The organism is Heyndrickxia sp. FSL W8-0496, assembly GCF_038007825.1.
GTDB lineage: Bacteria > Bacillota > Bacilli > Bacillales > Bacillaceae_C > Heyndrickxia > Heyndrickxia oleronia.
Genome location: NZ_JBBOXX010000001.1, coordinates 3,135,406 through 3,154,185, shown reverse-complemented (window position 1 = coordinate 3,154,185; position 18,780 = coordinate 3,135,406). Strand labels below are relative to the sequence as shown.

Genomic DNA, 18,780 nt, shown 5'->3' with positions numbered 1-18,780 from the left:
TCAAGCGGTTTTAGAAATTAGGAGTTGAAAACATGAAATATATTAGTTTAATGGGTGCTACAGGTTCTATTGGTACTCAAACATTAGACGTAATTCGAAATCATCCTGAACAATTTTGTTTAGTTGCAATTACAGTCGGTAAAAATATCGAATTAACGAGAAAAATTATTTCTGAATTTAAACCGGAATTAGTTTCAGTACAAAATCAAGATGACTATGAAAAATTAAAAGCGGAATACGGACATTCTATACGCCTTTCATATGGTCAAAACGGCTTATTGGAAGTAGCCATCTATGAGAAAGCAACTATTTTAGTTAATGCTGTAATGGGGAGTGTCGGACTTTTTCCAACATTACATGCCATCCAAGCGGGAAAAACCATTGCACTTGCAAATAAAGAAACACTTGTAACGGCTGGACATTTAGTTATGTCTGCAGCGGAACAACATGGTGTAAGCATTCTTCCAGTAGATAGTGAGCATTCTGCAATATTTCAGTGTCTGCAAGGAGAGAAGGATAGCGAAATTGATCGCCTGATTATCACCGCTTCTGGCGGTAGTTTTCGGGACAAGACTAGAGAGGATTTAATTGGGGTCACAGTAGAAGAGGCATTAAATCATCCGAATTGGTCAATGGGTGCTAAAATTACCATTGATTCAGCAACAATGATGAATAAGGGATTGGAAGTAATTGAAGCACATTGGCTATTTGATATACCTTTTGATAAAATTGATGTAGTATTGCATAGAGAGAGTATCATTCATTCCATGGTAGAATTCCAAGATACAAGTATAAAAGCACAATTGGGTTCGCCTGATATGCGAGTTGCGATTCAATATGCATTATCCTATCCGAACAGACTTCCTTTACCATCAGGAAAGAGACTGAATTTAGAGGACATTGGTAAACTAAATTTTGAAAAAATGGATTATAAGAGATTTCATTGCTTAAAACTTGCATATGATGCAGGGAGGACTGGCGGATCATTACCTACAGTTTTAAATGCAGCTAATGAGGCTGCGGTCAATGCCTTTTTAAATAAAAAAATTGCCTTTTTACAAATTGATGAATTGATAGAAAGAGCTTTAGATAGGCATAATGTGATTAAACATCCTGACTTGGATACAATTAAAGAAATTGATCAAGAAACAAGAGTATATATAAACACACTCTTCTAAAAAGGTGGTTTTACATTTGACTACTGTCATAGCGTTTATAATTATTTTTGGCGCATTAGTCTTCTTCCATGAAGCAGGTCATTTTTACTTTGCCAAAAGGGCGGGAATACTTTGTCGCGAATTTGCGATAGGCTTTGGTCCGAAGATCTTGTCATTTAAAAAGAATGAAACCCTTTATACGATAAGATTACTACCTATAGGTGGCTATGTGCGTATGGCTGGTGAAGATCAGGAAATGCTCGATTTGAAAGCTGGTCAACGTGTTGGATTGATTTTTAATGATAAGGAACAAGTGGAGAAAATTGTTCTTAACGGTAAAAACAGATATCCTAATATTCGACTAATTGAGGTAGAATCTGCTGATTTAGATCATGATCTAATCATTAAAGGATATGAGGAAGAGGACGATGAAACATTAAAAACCTTCTCCCTTATGAAAGAAGCTGTTATTGTTGAGGATCAAGTGGAAACCCAAATAGCACCGTGGGATCGACAATTTGCCTCAAAGTCATTAGGAAAACGTGCGATGACCATATTTGCCGGACCGATGATGAATTTTGTTTTGGCAATTGTTATATTTACCATTTTAGCGATCATTCAAGGTGTTCCCACAAATGATCCAATACTAGGCAAGTTGACAAATGATGGTGCTGCCAAACAGGCTGGACTGCATACTGGGGACACAGTTATTAGTATTGATGGCTCTGAAATTTCAAGTTGGGAAGATATTGTGGATGTTATTCAAAAGCATCCAGGTGAAGAATTAATGTTCACGATTGAACGTAATAATCAAACAAAAGATATTGCCGTAACACCGAAAGCAGAAAAAGAAGGTGAAAAGGAAGTAGGAAGAATTGGGGTACTAAATCCTGTTGAAAAATCTCCTTTAAAGGTAGCCACTTATGGTGTTCAACAAACCTATCAATGGACAATTGAGATATTCCGTATGCTAGGTAAACTTGTTACTGGACAATTCTCTATTGACATGCTTTCAGGACCTGTTGGTATCTACAAATCAACAGAGGTAGTTGCTAAATCTGGTGTGTTGTACTTAATGAAATGGGGAGCACTCCTTAGCATTAATCTTGGAATCATGAATCTACTACCTATCCCTGCACTTGATGGTGGAAGACTATTATTCTTCGGGGTAGAGGCATTAAGAGGGAAACCAATTGATCGTCAAAAAGAAGGTATGGTGCATTTCATTGGTTTTGCATTGCTCATGCTGTTAATGATTATCGTAACATGGAATGATATACAAAGATTCTTCCTTTAAAATTGAAAGCAATCGGAAATTAAACCGATTGCTTTTATTACGTATTAAGAAGGAATATTTTTATACAGGCTCTTTTCTCAAACATTGATATATTTAGGTAAAGTTTTACTAATAAATATCTGGTGAAGAACGCTAATCCTCTTCATTTTACTTTGGAAAAGAGCTAGCTGTAACTTTCATAATAACCACTAAATCTGTAATAAAGAGCAATTGATCCTTCTGACATCAATTAAAAGGCAAATTTTCCTTAATGTTTTACATTGAAATTCGTTAGGGCTTTTTTTATTATTAGGTAAGTACCAAATTGGTGTAAGGAATAGAAATAAAAATAAATGGATGGGAGAGGTAGATATGACGAATAATCCCGCCGACAGGAAAGAAAGATTTCGCGTATTATTACAGCAGTTAAATTTGACTGATAATATGGTTGTTCAATCGTTTGCGAATGCTGAGATTGAGAAACTAGTAGTTGAAAAAAATAAAAAAAGTTGGCATTTTTATTTTTTATTAGAGCGCGTTTTACCGTATGAAATTTTTTATCGTTTTTCAACACAATTAAGACATGTGTTCCATCATATTGCACAAGTGGATTTTTCCATACGGGTAATGGATACACAAATTTCTGAAAAAGAAGTATTAGATTACTGGAGTTATTGTGTAAAAGAATTAGATGGTATTTCACCTATGCTTTTATCCCTTTTAAATGGACAAGTACCAAAATTAAAAGGGAATAAACTTACCATACAAGCAAGAAACGATACAGAGGCAAGAACATTAAAGCAAAAATATGGGGAAATTATCTCAACTATTTATCAAAATCTTGGATTTCCATTAATGATGATTGATTCTGAAATCGGGCAAAATGAATCAAATGAAGAATATAAGAAGTTTATTGAGGCTAAACAAAAAGAGGATGAAGAACGAGCAAAGCTTGCTGTCATGGAAATGCAGAAAAAGGATGCAGAACCGAATGATGCTAGTGCTCCGGAAGGTCCAGTGATGATTGGCTTGACGATTAAGGATGATGATACGTTCCGTAGAATGGAAGAAATCGTTGATGAAGAAAGAAGAATTACGATTGAAGGCTATGTCTTTTTTGCTGAGACAAAGGAACTTCGTAGTGGTAGAACATTATTAACCTTTAAAATCACTGATTATACGAGCTCTATCCTAGTTAAAGTGTTTTCCCGTGATAAAGAGGATGCACAAATCCTTAATCAAGTAAAAAAGGGTATGTGGCTTCGTGCTCGCGGAAGTATCCAAAACGATACATTCGTTCGCGACCTGGTCATGATAGCCAATGACTTAAATGAAATCAAACCTAGATTAAGACAAGATGTAGCACCAGATGATGAGAAAAGAGTTGAACTTCATCTTCATTCACCGATGAGCCAAATGGATGCGGTCACTTCAGTTAGTGATTTAGTTAAACAAGCAAAAAAATGGGGGCATAAAGCTATTGCCATTACAGACCATGGAGTGGCACAATCCTTCCCTGAGGCATTTGGTGCGGGAAAGAAAAATGATATAAAGATATTATATGGGGTAGAAGCAAACTTAGTTGATGATGGAGTACCGATAACATATAATGATGCCCATCGTCTGTTAAGTGATGATACGTTTGTCGTATTTGACGTTGAAACTACGGGGTTATCTGCAGTTTATGATACCATTATTGAACTTGCGGCCGTCAAAATTCATAATGGGGAAATCATCGATCGTTTTGAATCCTTTGCAAACCCACACCATCGTTTGTCCAACACTACCATTGAATTAACAGGAATAACGGATGATATGGTTGAAAGTGCACCAGATGTAGACATTGTTTTGCGAAAATTCCTAGAGTGGTCTGGAAATGATGTTCTAGTTGCCCATAATGCTTCCTTTGATATGGGGTTTATCAATGTCGGATATCAAAAGATTGGTTTGCCAAAAGCCACAAATCCAGTTATTGATACATTGGAAGTTGCTAGATTGCTATATCCAGAATTTAAAAACCATCGTTTAAATACATTAGCAAAAAAATTCGATATCGAATTAACACAGCATCACCGTGCGATTTATGATGCTGAAGCAACAGGGTATATTTTAATTAAATTATTAAAAGATGCCAGTAAGCAAGGAATTGAATACCATGATCAATTTAATGATTATATGGGTAAAGGTGGTGCGTATAAGCGTGCTCGTCCTTCTCACTGCACATTACTAGCCCAAACCGAGAAAGGGTTAAAAAATTTATTTAAACTTATTTCATTAGCTCATATAGATTATTTTTATCGTGTGCCAAGGATTCCAAGGTCCCAATTACAAAAATATCGTGAAGGTATACTTGTAGGTTCCGCCTGTGATAAAGGAGAAGTATTTGAAGGAATGATGCAAAAGGCACCTGATGAGGTGGAAGAAACAGCGAAATTCTATGATTATTTAGAAGTGCATCCTAAAGAGGTTTATGCCCATTTAATAGAAATGGAACTTGTTAAGGATGAGAAATCATTAGAAGAAATAATCATGAACATCGTAAAGCTTGGCGAAAAATTAAATTTACCAGTCGTTGCAACTGGTAATGTCCATTATTTAAATCCAGAAGATAAGATTTATCGAAAGATATTAATTAATTCCCAAGCAGGGGCAAATCCGCTGAATCGCCACCAATTGCCAAATGTTCATTTTCGAACAACGGATGAAATGCTAAAAGCATTTGCTTTCTTAGGTGAGGAAAAGGCGAAAGAAATAGTTGTAACTAACACCAATAAAATTGCAGATATGATAGATGAAATTAAACCAATTAAAGATGATTTATACACACCTAAAATTGAAGGTGCAGAAGAAGAAGTTCGAAATATGAGCTATACAATGGCTAGAAGTATTTATGGTGAAGAACTTCCGGAAATTGTAGAGGCAAGACTTGAAAAAGAATTAAAAAGTATAATTGGACATGGATTTGCTGTAATTTATTTAATCTCGCATAAGCTTGTAAAAAAATCATTGGATGATGGTTATCTAGTTGGTTCACGGGGATCTGTTGGCTCATCTTTAGTTGCAACGATGACCGAAATTACAGAAGTAAATCCGTTACCCCCACATTATATCTGTCCTAAATGCAAAACATCTGAGTTTTTCAATGATGGATCAGTTGGGTCTGGGTTCGATTTACCAGATAAGGATTGTCCAAATTGCGGAGCAAAATACAAAAAAGACGGACATGATATTCCCTTTGAAACATTCCTTGGTTTTAAAGGAGATAAAGTACCGGATATTGATCTAAACTTCTCTGGTGAATATCAACCCCGTGCTCATAATTATACGAAAGTTTTATTCGGTGAGGAGTATGTTTATCGTGCTGGAACGATTGGAACGGTTGCAGAAAAGACTGCTTATGGTTATGTGAGAGGATATACTCAAGACAATAACTTAACGTTACGTGGAGCTGAAGTTGATCGCCTTGTTCAAGGGTGTACAGGGGTAAAAAGAACAACAGGACAGCATCCAGGTGGGATTATTGTTATTCCTGATTATATGGATGTATATGATTTTACTCCAATCCAATTCCCTGCAGATGATCGAGAATCGGAATGGAAAACTACCCATTTTGACTTTCATTCGATTCATGATAATGTCTTGAAGCTTGATATTCTGGGACACGATGATCCTACGATGATAAGGATGCTGCAGGATTTAAGCGGAATCGATCCGAAAACAATTCCAACAGATGATCCTGTGGTTATGCAAATATTTAGCAATACCGATTCATTAGGAGTTACTCAAGAGCAGATCATGTGTAAAACAGGTACATTAGGAATACCAGAGTTCGGAACGAGGTTCGTGCGGCAGATGCTTGAGGATACTAAACCAACAACATTCTCAGAATTGGTTCAGATATCTGGGCTTTCACATGGAACGGATGTATGGTTAGGAAATGCACAGGAGCTCATTCAAAATGGAACTTGTATACTTCCAGAAGTTATTGGGTGTCGTGATGATATAATGGTTTATTTAATCTATCAAGGTTTGGAACCGTCGTTAGCGTTCAAAATCATGGAATCTGTCCGTAAAGGGAAGGGTCTTCAACCGGAAATGGAAGAAGAAATGCGCAATCAGAATGTTCCAGAATGGTATATTGATTCCTGTAAGAAAATTAAATACATGTTCCCTAAGGCACATGCTGCTGCATATGTATTAATGGCAGTACGAATTGCGTACTTTAAAGTACATTTACCACTTTTATACTATGCTGCATATTTTACCGTTAGAGCAGAAGATTTTGATTTAGAGTCAATGGTACGTGGATCAATTTCTATCCGTTCAAAAATTGAAGAAATAAATGCAAAAGGGCTGGATGCATCGACGAAAGAAAAAAGTTTATTGACTGTTTTAGAGCTATGTCTTGAAATGTGCGAAAGAGGATTCAATTTCCAAAAAGTTGATCTTTATCGATCAAAGGCAAGTGAATTTGTTATAGATGGTAATTCTCTCATTCCACCATTTAATGCCATTCCTGGGCTTGGAACAAATGCGGCATTAAATATCGTTAAAGCACGTGAGGATGGGGAATTCCTTTCCAAGGAGGATCTACAACAACGTGGAAAAGTATCGAAGACGATTATTGAATACCTTGATAAACATGGCTGCTTAGAATCACTTCCAGAGCAAAATCAGCTGTCATTGTTCTAAATTCTATAAATCGTTGAACAAGACGTGTATAGGAATATAAAAAAGGAAGGTTCGCCCATTAGGGAAATCAAAAAAGCGGATTATCCCATTTGCTAGTCGGGTCTAACCCAGTCACTTCCGCATTTCTATTTGCATATAAATTTTGGTTATGGTATATTTTTATTGGAAATACTACTGATAACTCTTGGAAAGAGTGGGGCTTCATACCCACTCTTTCGTGTTTATTACACGGTTTACTCAGGGATTTGTCCATTTTGCTTCTATGATGATTAATTTACTTTTATCAAATTTACGAATTGTTAATCAGGAGGTTTTTATGAGCAAAGTTACGGACGTTGTAGAAGAACTCGTTGCACCAATCATTCTAGATATGGATCTTGAACTTGTTGACATTGAATATGTTAAGGAAGGAAAGAATTGGTTTCTTCGCGTATTTATAGATAAGGATAATGGAATCGATATTGAAGAATGTGGGATAGTAAGTGAACGTCTTGGGGAAAAATTGGACGAATTAGATCCAATCCCTAATAATTACTTTCTGGAAGTATCCTCTCCTGGTGCTGAACGCCCTTTGAAAAAGGAAAAGGATTTTGAAAAAGCTGTAGGAAAGCATGTAAATATTAAAACCTACGAGCCAATTGATGGTGAGAAGGAATTTGAGGGAAAACTACTTGAATTTACAGGTGATCATGTCAAACTTGAAATGAAAGTGAAAACTAGAACGAAACAAGTAGAAATACCTTTTGAAAAAGTGGCCAAAGCCCGTCTAGCTATTGTATTTTAATATTTATCTAATTTACAAAAGCTCATTCTGACGAATTTACGTTAGAATTAACAACATTAACTCATAGAGTTTTTTATTTATATTTGAGGGGGATGACGTTTCCATGAGCACAGAACTTTTGGATGCTCTAATTATTTTAGAAAAAGAGAAAGGAATTTCTCGCGATGTTATCATAGAAGCCATCGAAGCTGCACTAGTGTCAGCATACAAAAGAAATTTTAATCAAGCGCAAAACGTTCGTACAGACTTGAATTTAGGGAACGGCACGATGCGTGTATTTGCAAGGAAGGATGTAGTCGACGAAGTTTTTGATTCACGACTAGAAATCTCAGTTGAGGATGCACAAAAAATTAATCCTGCGTATGAAGTAGGAGATGTTGTAGAAATTGAAGTAACACCAAAGGACTTTGGTAGAATTGCTGCACAAACAGCAAAACAAGTAGTCACCCAACGTGTACGTGAAGCTGAAAGAGGCATCATATACAGTGAATTTATCGATCGTGAAGATGATATTATGACTGGAATCGTTCAAAGACAAGATCCTCGATTTATTTACGTGAATTTAGGTAAAATTGAAGCGCTGCTTGCGCAAAGTGAACAAATGCCTAATGAGTCTTATCGTCCTCATGACCGTATCAAGGTGTACATTACGAAAGTTGAAAAGACAACAAAAGGGCCACAAATCTTTGTTTCTCGGACACATCCTGGACTATTAAAACGTCTATTTGAAATTGAAGTTCCGGAAATTTACGATGGCACAGTTGAAATTAGATCTGTTGCACGTGAAGCTGGAGATCGTTCGAAAATATCTGTTTATACTGATCAAGCTGATGTAGACCCTGTTGGTGCATGTGTTGGACCTAAAGGTGCAAGGGTTCAGGCAATTGTGAATGAATTAAAAGGTGAAAAAATTGATATTGTCGAATGGTCTGATGATCCAGTAACGTTTGTTGCGAATGCTTTAAGTCCTTCAAAGGTTCTCGAAGTGATTGTTGATGAGGAAGAAAAAGCGACAACTGTTATCGTCCCTGATTATCAACTTTCTCTTGCGATTGGTAAACGTGGTCAAAATGCCCGTCTAGCAGCAAAATTGACTGGATGGAAAATTGATATCAAAAGTGAATCTGAAGCTCGCGAGTTAGGGATATATCCAAGAGAAGATAATTTATTCAGTAATGAAGATCAGCTAGATGATACATTCGAAATAGATGAGGATGATTTCGAATAGGAGGCGATCTAAATGGCTACAAAAAGGAAAATTCCTTTAAGAAAATGTGTTGCAACAGGCGAAATGAAACCTAAAAAAGAAATGATACGAATTGTTCGTTCTAAAGATGGGGAAGTATCAATTGATCCGAATGGAAAAAAATCAGGAAGAGGCGCATATTTGTCTAAAGATAAAGATGCCATCCTACTTGCCAAGAAAAAAAACATATTGGCTAGCCATCTAGAAGTAGCTATTGATGATTCAATCTATGACGAATTAATCCGATTCGTTGAAAGGGAGAATCTCTAAATTAATGAGTGAACAAAAAGCAATGTCACTACTTGGGCTAGCGAATCGAGCAAGGAAGGTTATTTCGGGTGAGGAGCTTGTTGTAAAAGAAGTAAAAAATAAACATGCAAAGCTTGTTCTTCTATCAAATGATGCATCAGAAAATACAGCCAAAAAAATCCAAGACAAATGTCAGTATTATCAGGTCCCGATTAAACGAATTAGTTCAAGAGAAACTCTCGGGTCAGCGATTGGAAAAGAAGCAAGAGTTGTCGTTGCTGTGATGGATAATGGCTTTGCAAAAAAATTAGAATTATTGCTCGGCTGAATCATAGGTGGGGGTGAACATATGAGTAAAGTTCGGATATATGAATATGCAAAACAAAAAAATGTATCTAGTAAAGAAATCATTTCAAAGCTTAAAGAAATGAATGTTGAAGTATCTAATCATATGTCAATGATTGATGGGAATGCTATTAATAAATTAGATGAATGGTTAAGCTCAAAGAATAAAACACAAGCATCTAATTCAAATCATAATTCTAATCAAAAGAATCAAAATAAAGTGGAAGACCAGAAAAAAAATAGACAAAAAGAAATGGAAGTTGAAGAGAGCCTCGTGAATGAAACTACACAACCAAAACATAAACCAAAAAATAATGATGTAAAGTCAAATAAGAACGACGGAAATAAAGGAAAACAAAAAAATAATCAATATAAAAATAATAAAAATAGTAAGAACAAACAAAGACCGCAGCAACAACAATCACAACCACCTAAGAAAAAGGAACTCCCAAGTAAAATTACATTTAGTGGTTCCTTAACTGTAGCAGAACTTGCGAAAAAGCTCCACAGAGAGCCATCAGAATTAATTAAAAAGCTATTCATGCTAGGTGTTGTAGCAACTATTAATAATGAGCTTGATAAAGATTCAATCGAACTTATTGCTACAGATTATGGTGTTGAAGTGGAAGAAGAGATCCAAATTGATACCACAGATCTTGAAGTGTATTTCACTGAAGATAATGAAGTTGAACTAGAAGAACGTCCTTCTGTTGTTACAATAATGGGGCATGTTGACCATGGTAAAACAACAACATTAGACTCTATTCGTAATACGAAGGTTACTGCTGGTGAAGCAGGTGGAATTACTCAACATATCGGTGCTTACCAAGTTGAAGTGAATGGGAAGAAAATTACTTTCTTGGATACACCAGGACATGCTGCATTTACAACTATGCGTGCTCGTGGGGCACAAATTACAGATATCACTATATTAGTTGTGGCTGCAGATGATGGTGTTATGCCACAAACAGTTGAAGCCATTAATCATGCGAAGGCAGCAAATGTTCCAATTATCGTAGCTGTCAATAAGATGGATAAACCATCAGCTAATCCTGATCGTGTAATGCAAGAACTAACAGAGCATGGTCTTGTTCCCGAGGATTGGGGTGGAGATACTATCTTTGTTCCTATTTCAGCAAAAACAGGTGAAGGAATCGATAATTTGCTTGAAATGATTCTCCTTGTATCTGAGGTTGAGGAATATAAAGCAAATGCCAATCGAAAAGCTGTTGGGACTGTGATCGAAGCACAGCTTGATAAAGGGCGTGGTTCGGTAGCGACTCTACTAGTACAAAATGGTACATTGCATGTGGGAGATCCAATTGTTGTTGGTCATACCTTTGGGCGTGTGCGCGCGATGGTAAATGATTTAGGTCGTCGTGTAAAAGAAGCTGGACCATCTACACCAGTAGAAATTACTGGATTAAATGATGTTCCTCAAGCAGGAGACCGTTTTGTTGTATTTGATGATGAGAAGACTGCCCGTCAAGTGGGTGAAGCAAGAGCGCAACAAGTTCTTCAAGCACAACGCAATGAGACAGCTCGAGTTAGTCTAGATACTCTTTTTGAGCAAATGAAACAAGGCGAAATGAAGGACATTAATATTATTATTAAAGCAGATGTTCAAGGATCTGTAGAAGCGTTAGCAGCTTCCCTTCAAAAGATTGATGTTGAAGGTGTGAATGTTCGAATCATCCACACAGCAGTTGGTGGAATTAATGAATCTGATATTTCACTTGCAGCAGCATCAAATGCAATTGTTATTGGCTTCAATGTACGACCAGATGTAAATGCTAAACGTGCAGCGGAAGCAGAAAATGTTGATATTCGTTTACATCGCATTATTTATAAGGCAATTGAGGAAATTGAATCTGCGATGAAAGGTATGCTTGATCCAGAATTCCATGAAAAAATCATTGGACAAGTGGAAGTACGTCAAACCTTTAAAGTATCAAAAGTGGGTACAATTGCAGGATGCTATGTAACTGATGGAAAAATAACACGTGATAGTGGAATTCGTATTATCCGTAACAGCGTCGTTATTTTTGAAGGTGAAATTGATACACTAAAACGTTATAAAGATGATGCAAAAGAAGTTAGCCAAGGCTATGAGTGTGGTATTACGATTAAAAATTACAATGATATTAAAGAGGGAGATATCATTGAAGCCTTTATTATGGAAGAAGTCGAGCGTGCATGATAGGCTATGTGGAATGTGAATTCCGCATCTTTGAAACAAGCTCGTTAAAAGAAAAACGAGCTGTTCTACAAAGGACAATGAGTCGATTAAAACAAAAGTTTAATGTCTCTGTTTCAGAAATTGATTATCAAGATATGTGGCAACGTACAAAGATTGCGATTGTTACTGTATCTTCAACTCAATTTTCCGCAGAAAGAGAACTGGAAAATTCCTTGAGATTTTTAGATTCCTTTCCTGAATGGGAAAGATTAGATACCATTTACGAATGGTTGTAATGTGAGGTGTTTTATTTATGAACCTTCGTGCAAATCGTGTCGGTGAGCAAATGAAGAAAGAGCTTAGTGAAATCATTGGCAGAAAAATAAAAGATCCACGTATAGGATTTGTTACAGTAACAGATGTACAAGTAACAGGTGATTTACAGCAAGCAACGGTCTATTTAACCGTATTAGGTGATCATAAACAAAGAGAAAATACATTAAATGCATTAGAAAAAGCAAAAGGGTTTATTCGTTCTGAAGTTGGACATAGAATTCGTTTACGTAAGACTCCAGAATTATCATTTGCTATCGACGAGTCCATTGAATATGGAAATCGTATTGAAACATTGTTAAAAGAAATCAACCCAGATAAGTGAGAAAAAATGGATAGACACCCTTCGTCTATCCATTTTTTAAAGCTTTTTTAAAAGGTATATGCGTGATTTTGCATATATTTTGTGTAATCAATAAATTAAGTTACGAGCTCTTTTCTACACCTTATTTAAATAGCAATTTTAGAAATGAGCCTTTAAAAAGGAGTGTAACAATACATATGGACGGAATTCTTCCGCTATGGAAGCCCAAAGGAATGACTTCCCATGATTGCGTATTCAAAATTCGCAAAATGTTGAAGATGAAAAAGGTTGGACATACAGGAACTCTTGACCCTGATGTCACTGGTGTATTACCAATTTGTCTAGGAAAAGCAACAAAGATTGCCGAATACATAACAAATGCAGGTAAAGAATATGTTGGTGAAGTAACTTTAGGATTCTCTACGACAACAGAAGATGCTAGTGGTGAAGTAGTACAAGAAAAACAGGTAACTAGGGATATAAATCGCCAGGAAATTATTGATGTACTAAATTCGTTACAAGGAGAAATTCAACAAACTCCTCCGATGTATTCAGCTGTAAAAGTGAATGGAAAGCGTTTATATGAATATGCAAGAAAAGGGATAGAAGTAGAGCGCCCATCTAGATGGGTTCATATTTATGAAATCGAATTATTGGATGAACGAGAAGTGTTTACAGGAGAAAATATCTCATTTAGCTTTCGTGTAAAATGTGGAAAAGGGACATATATTCGAACCTTAGCAGTAACAATGGGTGAGCTTTTAGGCTATCCTGCACATATGTCAGCTCTGACCCGTATCTCATCAGGTTCTTTTTCTGAGAAAGAGTGTGTCACATTTTCTGATATTGAAAAGGGATTAGAAGATCATAAATTAGAAAATTATATCCAGCCGTTGGATCGTGGTCTTTCTCATTTGCCCAAAATGGTGATAAATGATACATTAGCAGAGAAAGTGTTAAATGGTGCAGTGTTACCAAAAGACGATTTTTGGACTTATGGAGAACAAGAGGTCGCTGTAATTTATCAAAATCAAGTGATTGCAATTTATAAAATTCATCCAGAAAAACCATATTTAATTAAACCAGTTAAAGTTCTGAATGGATAGAAAAAGGTGAGATAGTTGAAAGTCATTACAATACATCATCCACATGATTTAAAAAAAGAAGATTTTCCTCCATTAGTTATGGCCCTTGGATATTTCGATGGTATTCACTTAGGCCATCAAAAAGTAATCAAGTTAGCGAAAGCAATTGCTGAAGAAAATGAATGGAAGAGTGCAGTTATGACTTTTGATCCGCACCCTTCAGTAGTGCTAAGTCAAAAAAATAAGCAAATCCAATTGATTACACCATTAGAGGACAAGAAACAATTAATTCAAACAATGGGCATTGATTATTTATTTATTGTTCGATTTACATCAAGCTTTGCTAATCTTTCGCCAGAAGAATATGTTGATCAATATATTTGTGGTTTAAATGTGCAACATGTTGTAGCAGGATTTGATTTTTCTTATGGTAAATTTGGGAAAGGTACGATGGAAACATTACCTATTCATGCAAAAGAAAGATTTACTTATTCTAAGGTAGATAAATTGGTGGTAAATGAAGAAGGGGAAGAAAAAGTGAGTTCGACATTAACGCGAGAATTATTGAGTAATGGTGATATGCTTGGGGTACAAAATGTTTTAGGACGTTTCTATCAAACTAATGGAATTGTCATTCATGGTGAAAAAAGAGGTAGACAAATCGGATTTCCTACAGCGAATATTCAATTGAATAGTGATTATATTCTACCGAAACCAGGAGTTTATGCAGTAAAAATCAAGGTAAATCATAAATGGTTAAATGGAGTTTGTAATATTGGCTTTAAACCAACATTTAAAAAAGAAGAAGAGTATATGTTAACGATCGAAGTTCATATTATTGATTTTGATCAATCGATTTATGGGGAAGAAGTAAAGATTGAATGGCATAAACGAATTAGAGATGAGAAAAAGTTTGATGGAATCGACCAACTTAAGGAACAAATTTCTAACGATACATTAGAAACCATCAAATACTTTGAAAAAAATTTAATGTAGACTTGTTTTTTTTGTTAAATAGTAGTATTCTAGTACAGTGTAATGAACCTTTGCTTGGCAAGTCGAATCACCGACGCTTGCTCAGTAACAGGGGATTATCTATTTTTTAGGAGGTGAAAAGGATGGCAATTTCACAAGAACGCAAAAATGAAATTATTAACCAATTTAAAGTTCACGAAACTGATACTGGATCTCCAGAAGTTCAGATTGCAATCCTTACTGAGGATATTAATAATTTGAATGATCACTTACGTACACACAAAAAAGATCACCATTCTCGTCGTGGTCTAATGAAAATGGTTGGTAAGCGTCGTAACTTACTAACTTATTTGCGTAACAAAGATGTTCAACGTTACCGTGAGCTTATTAACAAATTAGGCTTACGTCGTTAATTTAAGTTGCTTATTTAACAAGAGAAGCGGGATAATTCCCGCTTTTTTGTTAGCAATAAAAGCGATAGAAAAAATAATTATTTTTCGGTAACTCCCAAAAAGTAGTGATAAACTTTTCGATTTTTTTGTTTACAATACATAATATAAAGTCAAAAAAATAGAACACAAAAGTTTTGTAAGTTGTTTTTTGTTTAGGCTCTTTTTTTAACATTGTTGCTATTTAGATCATGTTTTAGCCTAATATAGGTTGTTGACATGTGCTCCTTCCTTTCATGATGAAAAGAGTTGCAGACTTTATAAGAACCGTCGAAAGCCTTTTTTAGGTGTAAGACCGGTAGTAGGCTTATACAAAGCAACAAACTATACGAAAACAGCCTTTGTGTAATAAAAGAAAAAATAATAAAATAAATTTATTCTTTGTCCCATTTTTTTTAGATGGAGAAAAAGGGAGAAAGGTGGAAAGGAGTTTTTATATGGATCAAGAAAAACAAATTTTTAGTATTGATTGGGCCGGCAGAAAATTAACTGTTGAAATCGGTCAGCTTGCTAAACAAGCCAATGGTGCCGTTCTTGTACGTTATGGAGATACAGCAGTATTAAGTACGGCAACAGCTTCAAAGGAACCAAAATCTGTAGATTTCTTCCCACTTACAGTGAATTATGAAGAACGTCTATATGCTGTAGGTAAAATACCAGGAGGGTTTATCAAAAGGGAAGGTAGACCGAGTGAGAAAGCAATACTTGCAAGTCGTTTAATCGACCGACCTATTCGTCCATTATTTGCTGATGGATTTAGAAATGAAGTTCAAGTCGTTAGTATCGTTATGAGCGTAGATCAAGATTGCCCATCAGAAATGGCTGCTATGTTTGGTTCATCACTTTCATTATCTGTTTCAGACATTCCATTTGAAGGTCCAATTGCTGGTGTGATTGTGGGAAGAATTGATGGTGAATTCGTGATTAACCCAACTGTTGAACAGATGGAAAAAAGTGATATGCATCTAACTGTAGCGGGTACGAAAGATGCAATTAACATGGTTGAAGCTGGTGCAGATGAAGTACCAGAAGAAAATATGCTAGAAGCAATTATGTTTGGTCATGAGGAAATTAAACGATTAATTGCTTTCCAAGAAGAAATTGTTGAAAAAATTGGCAAAGAAAAAATGGAAGTCACCTTATATGAAATTGATGAAGCACTAGAGAAAGAAGTTCGTTCCATTTGTGAGACTGACTTAATCAAGGCGATTCAAGTTCAAGAAAAACATGCACGTGAGGAAGCCATCCAAACGGTAAAAGACGAAGTCATTGCTAAATATGAAGAACAAGAAGAATTAGAAGAAGACACATTAAAACAAGTAAAACAAATTTTAAATAAATTAGTTAAAGGTGAAGTACGTCGCTTAATTACAGAAGAAAAAGTACGTCCTGATGGTCGGAAAATTGACGAAATTCGTCCGCTTTCTTCTGAGGTGGGTATTTTATCAAGAACACATGGTTCCGGATTGTTTACTCGTGGACAAACCCAAGCATTAAGTATATGTACGCTTGGAGCACTTGGAGATGTACAAATTCTTGATGGTTTAGGTATTGAAGAATCAAAACGTTTTATGCACCACTATAATTTCCCTCAATTTAGTGTGGGTGAAACCGGACCTATGAGAGGACCTGGACGAAGAGAAATTGGTCATGGTGCATTAGGGGAAAGAGCGTTAGAGCCAGTTATTCCTAACGAGCAAACGTTCCCGTATACAATTAGATTAGTTTCGGAAGTTCTAGAATCGAATGGATCAACATCACAAGCTAGTATTTGTGCAAGTACACTAGCTATGATGGATGCGGGTGTACCGATTAAGGCACCGGTAGCTGGTATTGCTATGGGGCTTGTAAAATCAGGTGAACATTATACGATCCTAACAGATATTCAGGGAATGGAAGACCATTTAGGTGATATGGATTTTAAAGTTGCTGGAACAGAAAAAGGTGTAACAGCGCTACAGATGGATATAAAGATTGAGGGTTTATCTAGACAGATTCTTGAAGAAGCTTTGCAACAGGCGAAAAAAGGTCGTATGCAAATTTTAAATCATATGATGTCAACAATATCTAATCCTCGTGGTGAATTATCTGCTTATGCACCTAAGATCTTAACAATGACAATTAATCCAGATAAAATCAGAGATGTAATTGGACCAAGTGGTAAGCAAATTAATAAAATTATTGAGGAAACAGGCGTTAAAATTGATATCGAACAAGATGGAACAATCTTTATCTCTTCTACAGAAGAAGAAATGAATAAAAAAGCGAAAAAGATTATTGAAGATATTGTTCGTGAAGTAGAAGTTGGTCAAATTTATTTAGGCAAAGTGAAACGTATTGAAAAATTTGGTGCCTTTGTTGAAATCTTCAGTGGAAAAGATGGACTCGTTCACATATCTGAAATTGCCGAGGAACGCATTAAGAAGGTTGAAGATGTGTTGAAAATCGGTGACGAGATCCTTGTAAAAGTACTAGAGATCGATAATCAAGGCAGAGTGAATCTTTCACGTAAAGCCGTTTTAAAAGAACAAAATGAAAATAGTGATAAAAAAGAGTAAAGTCAGGAATGAACCTGGCTTTTTTCATTTTAATTAGTTTTTTGGCGATCCCAATCTGTATGTTTCTTTTGTTGTTCTACCTTGTCCTACTTCATCATATTTTTTAGATAAGGGAGGAAAATAAGGTGAATAAAATAAAAAACTTGATTGGAATCATTCTGATTGCTATCCTTACATTGTCAATCATTAATAATCCGTTAACGGAAACCTATTTAGCAACTTTAAAATTAGATGCAGAATACATATCTACTGATCAAAATGATTTATATAATCAAATAGTTAATAAGGCGGATCAATATTCAATTAAACCACAGGATGCACGAATTGATAAGGTTTGGAAGGCGATACCTGGATACAATGGGATTGAAGTCGATATAAAAGCCTCATATAAAAATATGAAGCAAGATAAACAATTTGATGAAAACAAATTAGTATTCAAACAAGTCCCACCTTCTGTTCATTTAAAAGACTTACCTGCTGCCCCCATTTATCGAGGAAACCCTGATAAACCAATGGTAAGTTTTTTAATTAATGTGGCATGGGGAAATGAATATATTCCATCAATGCTAAAAACATTAAAGGATCACAATATTCATGCGACTTTTTTCTTAGAAGGCAGATGGGCGAAAAATAATCCTGATATGGCAAAAATGATTGTAGAAGCAGGTCACGAAATAGGGAATCATTCTTATACTCATCCAGATTTAAAAACACTTTCATCTGATCGTGTTCGTGAAGAATTAATTAATACAAATCAAGTTATTAAAGCAACGACAGAAAAACAAATTCGATTATTCGCCCCACCTAGTGGAAGTTATCGGGATGAAGTTGTCAAAATAGCTGATTCTATGAATATGCAAACAATTATGTGGAGTGTTGATACAGTTGATTGGCAAAAACCATCACCTGAAACCATTGTTACCCGCGTCATATCAAAAGTTCATCCTGGGGCACTGATTCTTATGCATCCTACAGAATCAACTGCAAAAGCTCTGGATCAATTAATTAATGAAATCAGGAAAAAGGATCTAAGAATAGGAACTGTATCAAAATTATTGGACGAAGAACGGATTATTAAAGTGAATGATGGAAAACTAAAAATAGAAAAGAAGTAGGTATCTCAGAAGACCTAATAGTGAATACACCTA

At 35.6% G+C, this 18,780-nt stretch carries 15 protein-coding genes; all 15 read left to right on the top strand.

The genetic code is table 11. From position 1 onward, the window contains the following. Positions 1-32: 32 nt before the first annotated feature. The 15 genes from dxr (at position 33) to NST63_RS15805 (ending at position 18,747) form a co-directional block, all read left to right on the top strand. Positions 33-1,178: a 1-deoxy-D-xylulose-5-phosphate reductoisomerase gene (gene dxr / locus NST63_RS15875; protein WP_078109078.1), complete on the top strand. Its 1,146-nt coding sequence runs from the start codon at positions 33-35 to the stop codon at positions 1,176-1,178. Positions 1,179-1,194: 16 nt separating this feature from the next. Then, a complete protein-coding gene (rseP, locus tag NST63_RS15870; RefSeq protein WP_078109079.1) occupies positions 1,195-2,454 on the top strand; it encodes an RIP metalloprotease RseP in 1,260 nt (419 codons plus the stop codon). 351 nt (positions 2,455-2,805) lie between these two features. Beyond that, positions 2,806-7,125 (top strand): PolC-type DNA polymerase III, encoded by a 4,320-nt coding sequence (locus NST63_RS15865; RefSeq protein ID WP_078109080.1) that lies wholly within the window; start codon positions 2,806-2,808, stop codon positions 7,123-7,125. A gap of 316 nt (positions 7,126-7,441) precedes the next feature. After that, positions 7,442-7,909, top strand: coding sequence for a ribosome maturation factor RimP (rimP, locus tag NST63_RS15860; protein ID WP_058002686.1), 468 nt, complete (start codon positions 7,442-7,444; stop codon positions 7,907-7,909). A gap of 103 nt (positions 7,910-8,012) precedes the next feature. Beyond that, positions 8,013-9,137, top strand: a complete 1,125-nt coding sequence (nusA, locus tag NST63_RS15855; protein ID WP_071976696.1) for a transcription termination factor NusA — start codon at positions 8,013-8,015, stop codon at positions 9,135-9,137. 12 nt (positions 9,138-9,149) lie between these two features. After that, a complete protein-coding gene (gene rnpM / locus NST63_RS15850; RefSeq protein WP_058002688.1) occupies positions 9,150-9,425 on the top strand; it encodes an RNase P modulator RnpM in 276 nt (91 codons plus the stop codon). Between the two features lie 4 nt (positions 9,426-9,429). Then, a complete protein-coding gene (locus tag NST63_RS15845; protein ID WP_058002689.1) occupies positions 9,430-9,732 on the top strand; it encodes a YlxQ family RNA-binding protein in 303 nt (100 codons plus the stop codon). A 21-nt stretch (positions 9,733-9,753) separates the two neighbouring features. Next, complete coding sequence (gene infB / locus NST63_RS15840) at positions 9,754-11,949, top strand: translation initiation factor IF-2 (protein WP_058002690.1); 2,196 nt, start codon at positions 9,754-9,756, stop codon at positions 11,947-11,949. Beyond that, entirely contained in the window at positions 11,946-12,224 is a 279-nt protein-coding gene (locus NST63_RS15835) for a DUF503 domain-containing protein (protein ID WP_058002691.1), read from the top strand. The genes infB and NST63_RS15835 overlap by 4 nt, the downstream gene beginning before the upstream one ends. Positions 12,225-12,241: 17 nt before the next feature. Then, entirely contained in the window at positions 12,242-12,586 is a 345-nt protein-coding gene (gene rbfA / locus NST63_RS15830) for a 30S ribosome-binding factor RbfA (protein WP_058002692.1), read from the top strand. Positions 12,587-12,762: 176 nt separating this feature from the next. Then, complete coding sequence (truB, locus tag NST63_RS15825; protein WP_078109082.1) at positions 12,763-13,671, top strand: tRNA pseudouridine(55) synthase TruB; 909 nt, start codon at positions 12,763-12,765, stop codon at positions 13,669-13,671. Between the two features lie 15 nt (positions 13,672-13,686). Next, positions 13,687-14,646: a bifunctional riboflavin kinase/FAD synthetase gene (ribF, locus tag NST63_RS15820; protein ID WP_078109083.1), complete on the top strand. Its 960-nt coding sequence runs from the start codon at positions 13,687-13,689 to the stop codon at positions 14,644-14,646. Positions 14,647-14,768: 122 nt separating this feature from the next. Then, positions 14,769-15,038 carry a 30S ribosomal protein S15 gene (gene rpsO, locus NST63_RS15815; RefSeq protein ID WP_058002695.1) on the top strand — a complete coding sequence of 90 codons (270 nt, stop codon included), beginning with the start codon at positions 14,769-14,771 and terminating at the stop codon, positions 15,036-15,038. 473 nt (positions 15,039-15,511) lie between these two features. Further along, the gene (gene pnp / locus NST63_RS15810; RefSeq protein ID WP_078109084.1) at positions 15,512-17,632 is read left to right on the top strand and encodes a polyribonucleotide nucleotidyltransferase; all 2,121 of its coding nucleotides are present in this window, start codon (positions 15,512-15,514) and stop codon (positions 17,630-17,632) included. A gap of 134 nt (positions 17,633-17,766) precedes the next feature. Continuing rightward, on the top strand, positions 17,767-18,747 hold the full coding sequence (locus NST63_RS15805) for a polysaccharide deacetylase family protein (protein ID WP_078109094.1): 981 nt from the start codon (positions 17,767-17,769) through the stop codon (positions 18,745-18,747). Positions 18,748-18,780 lie beyond the last annotated feature (33 nt).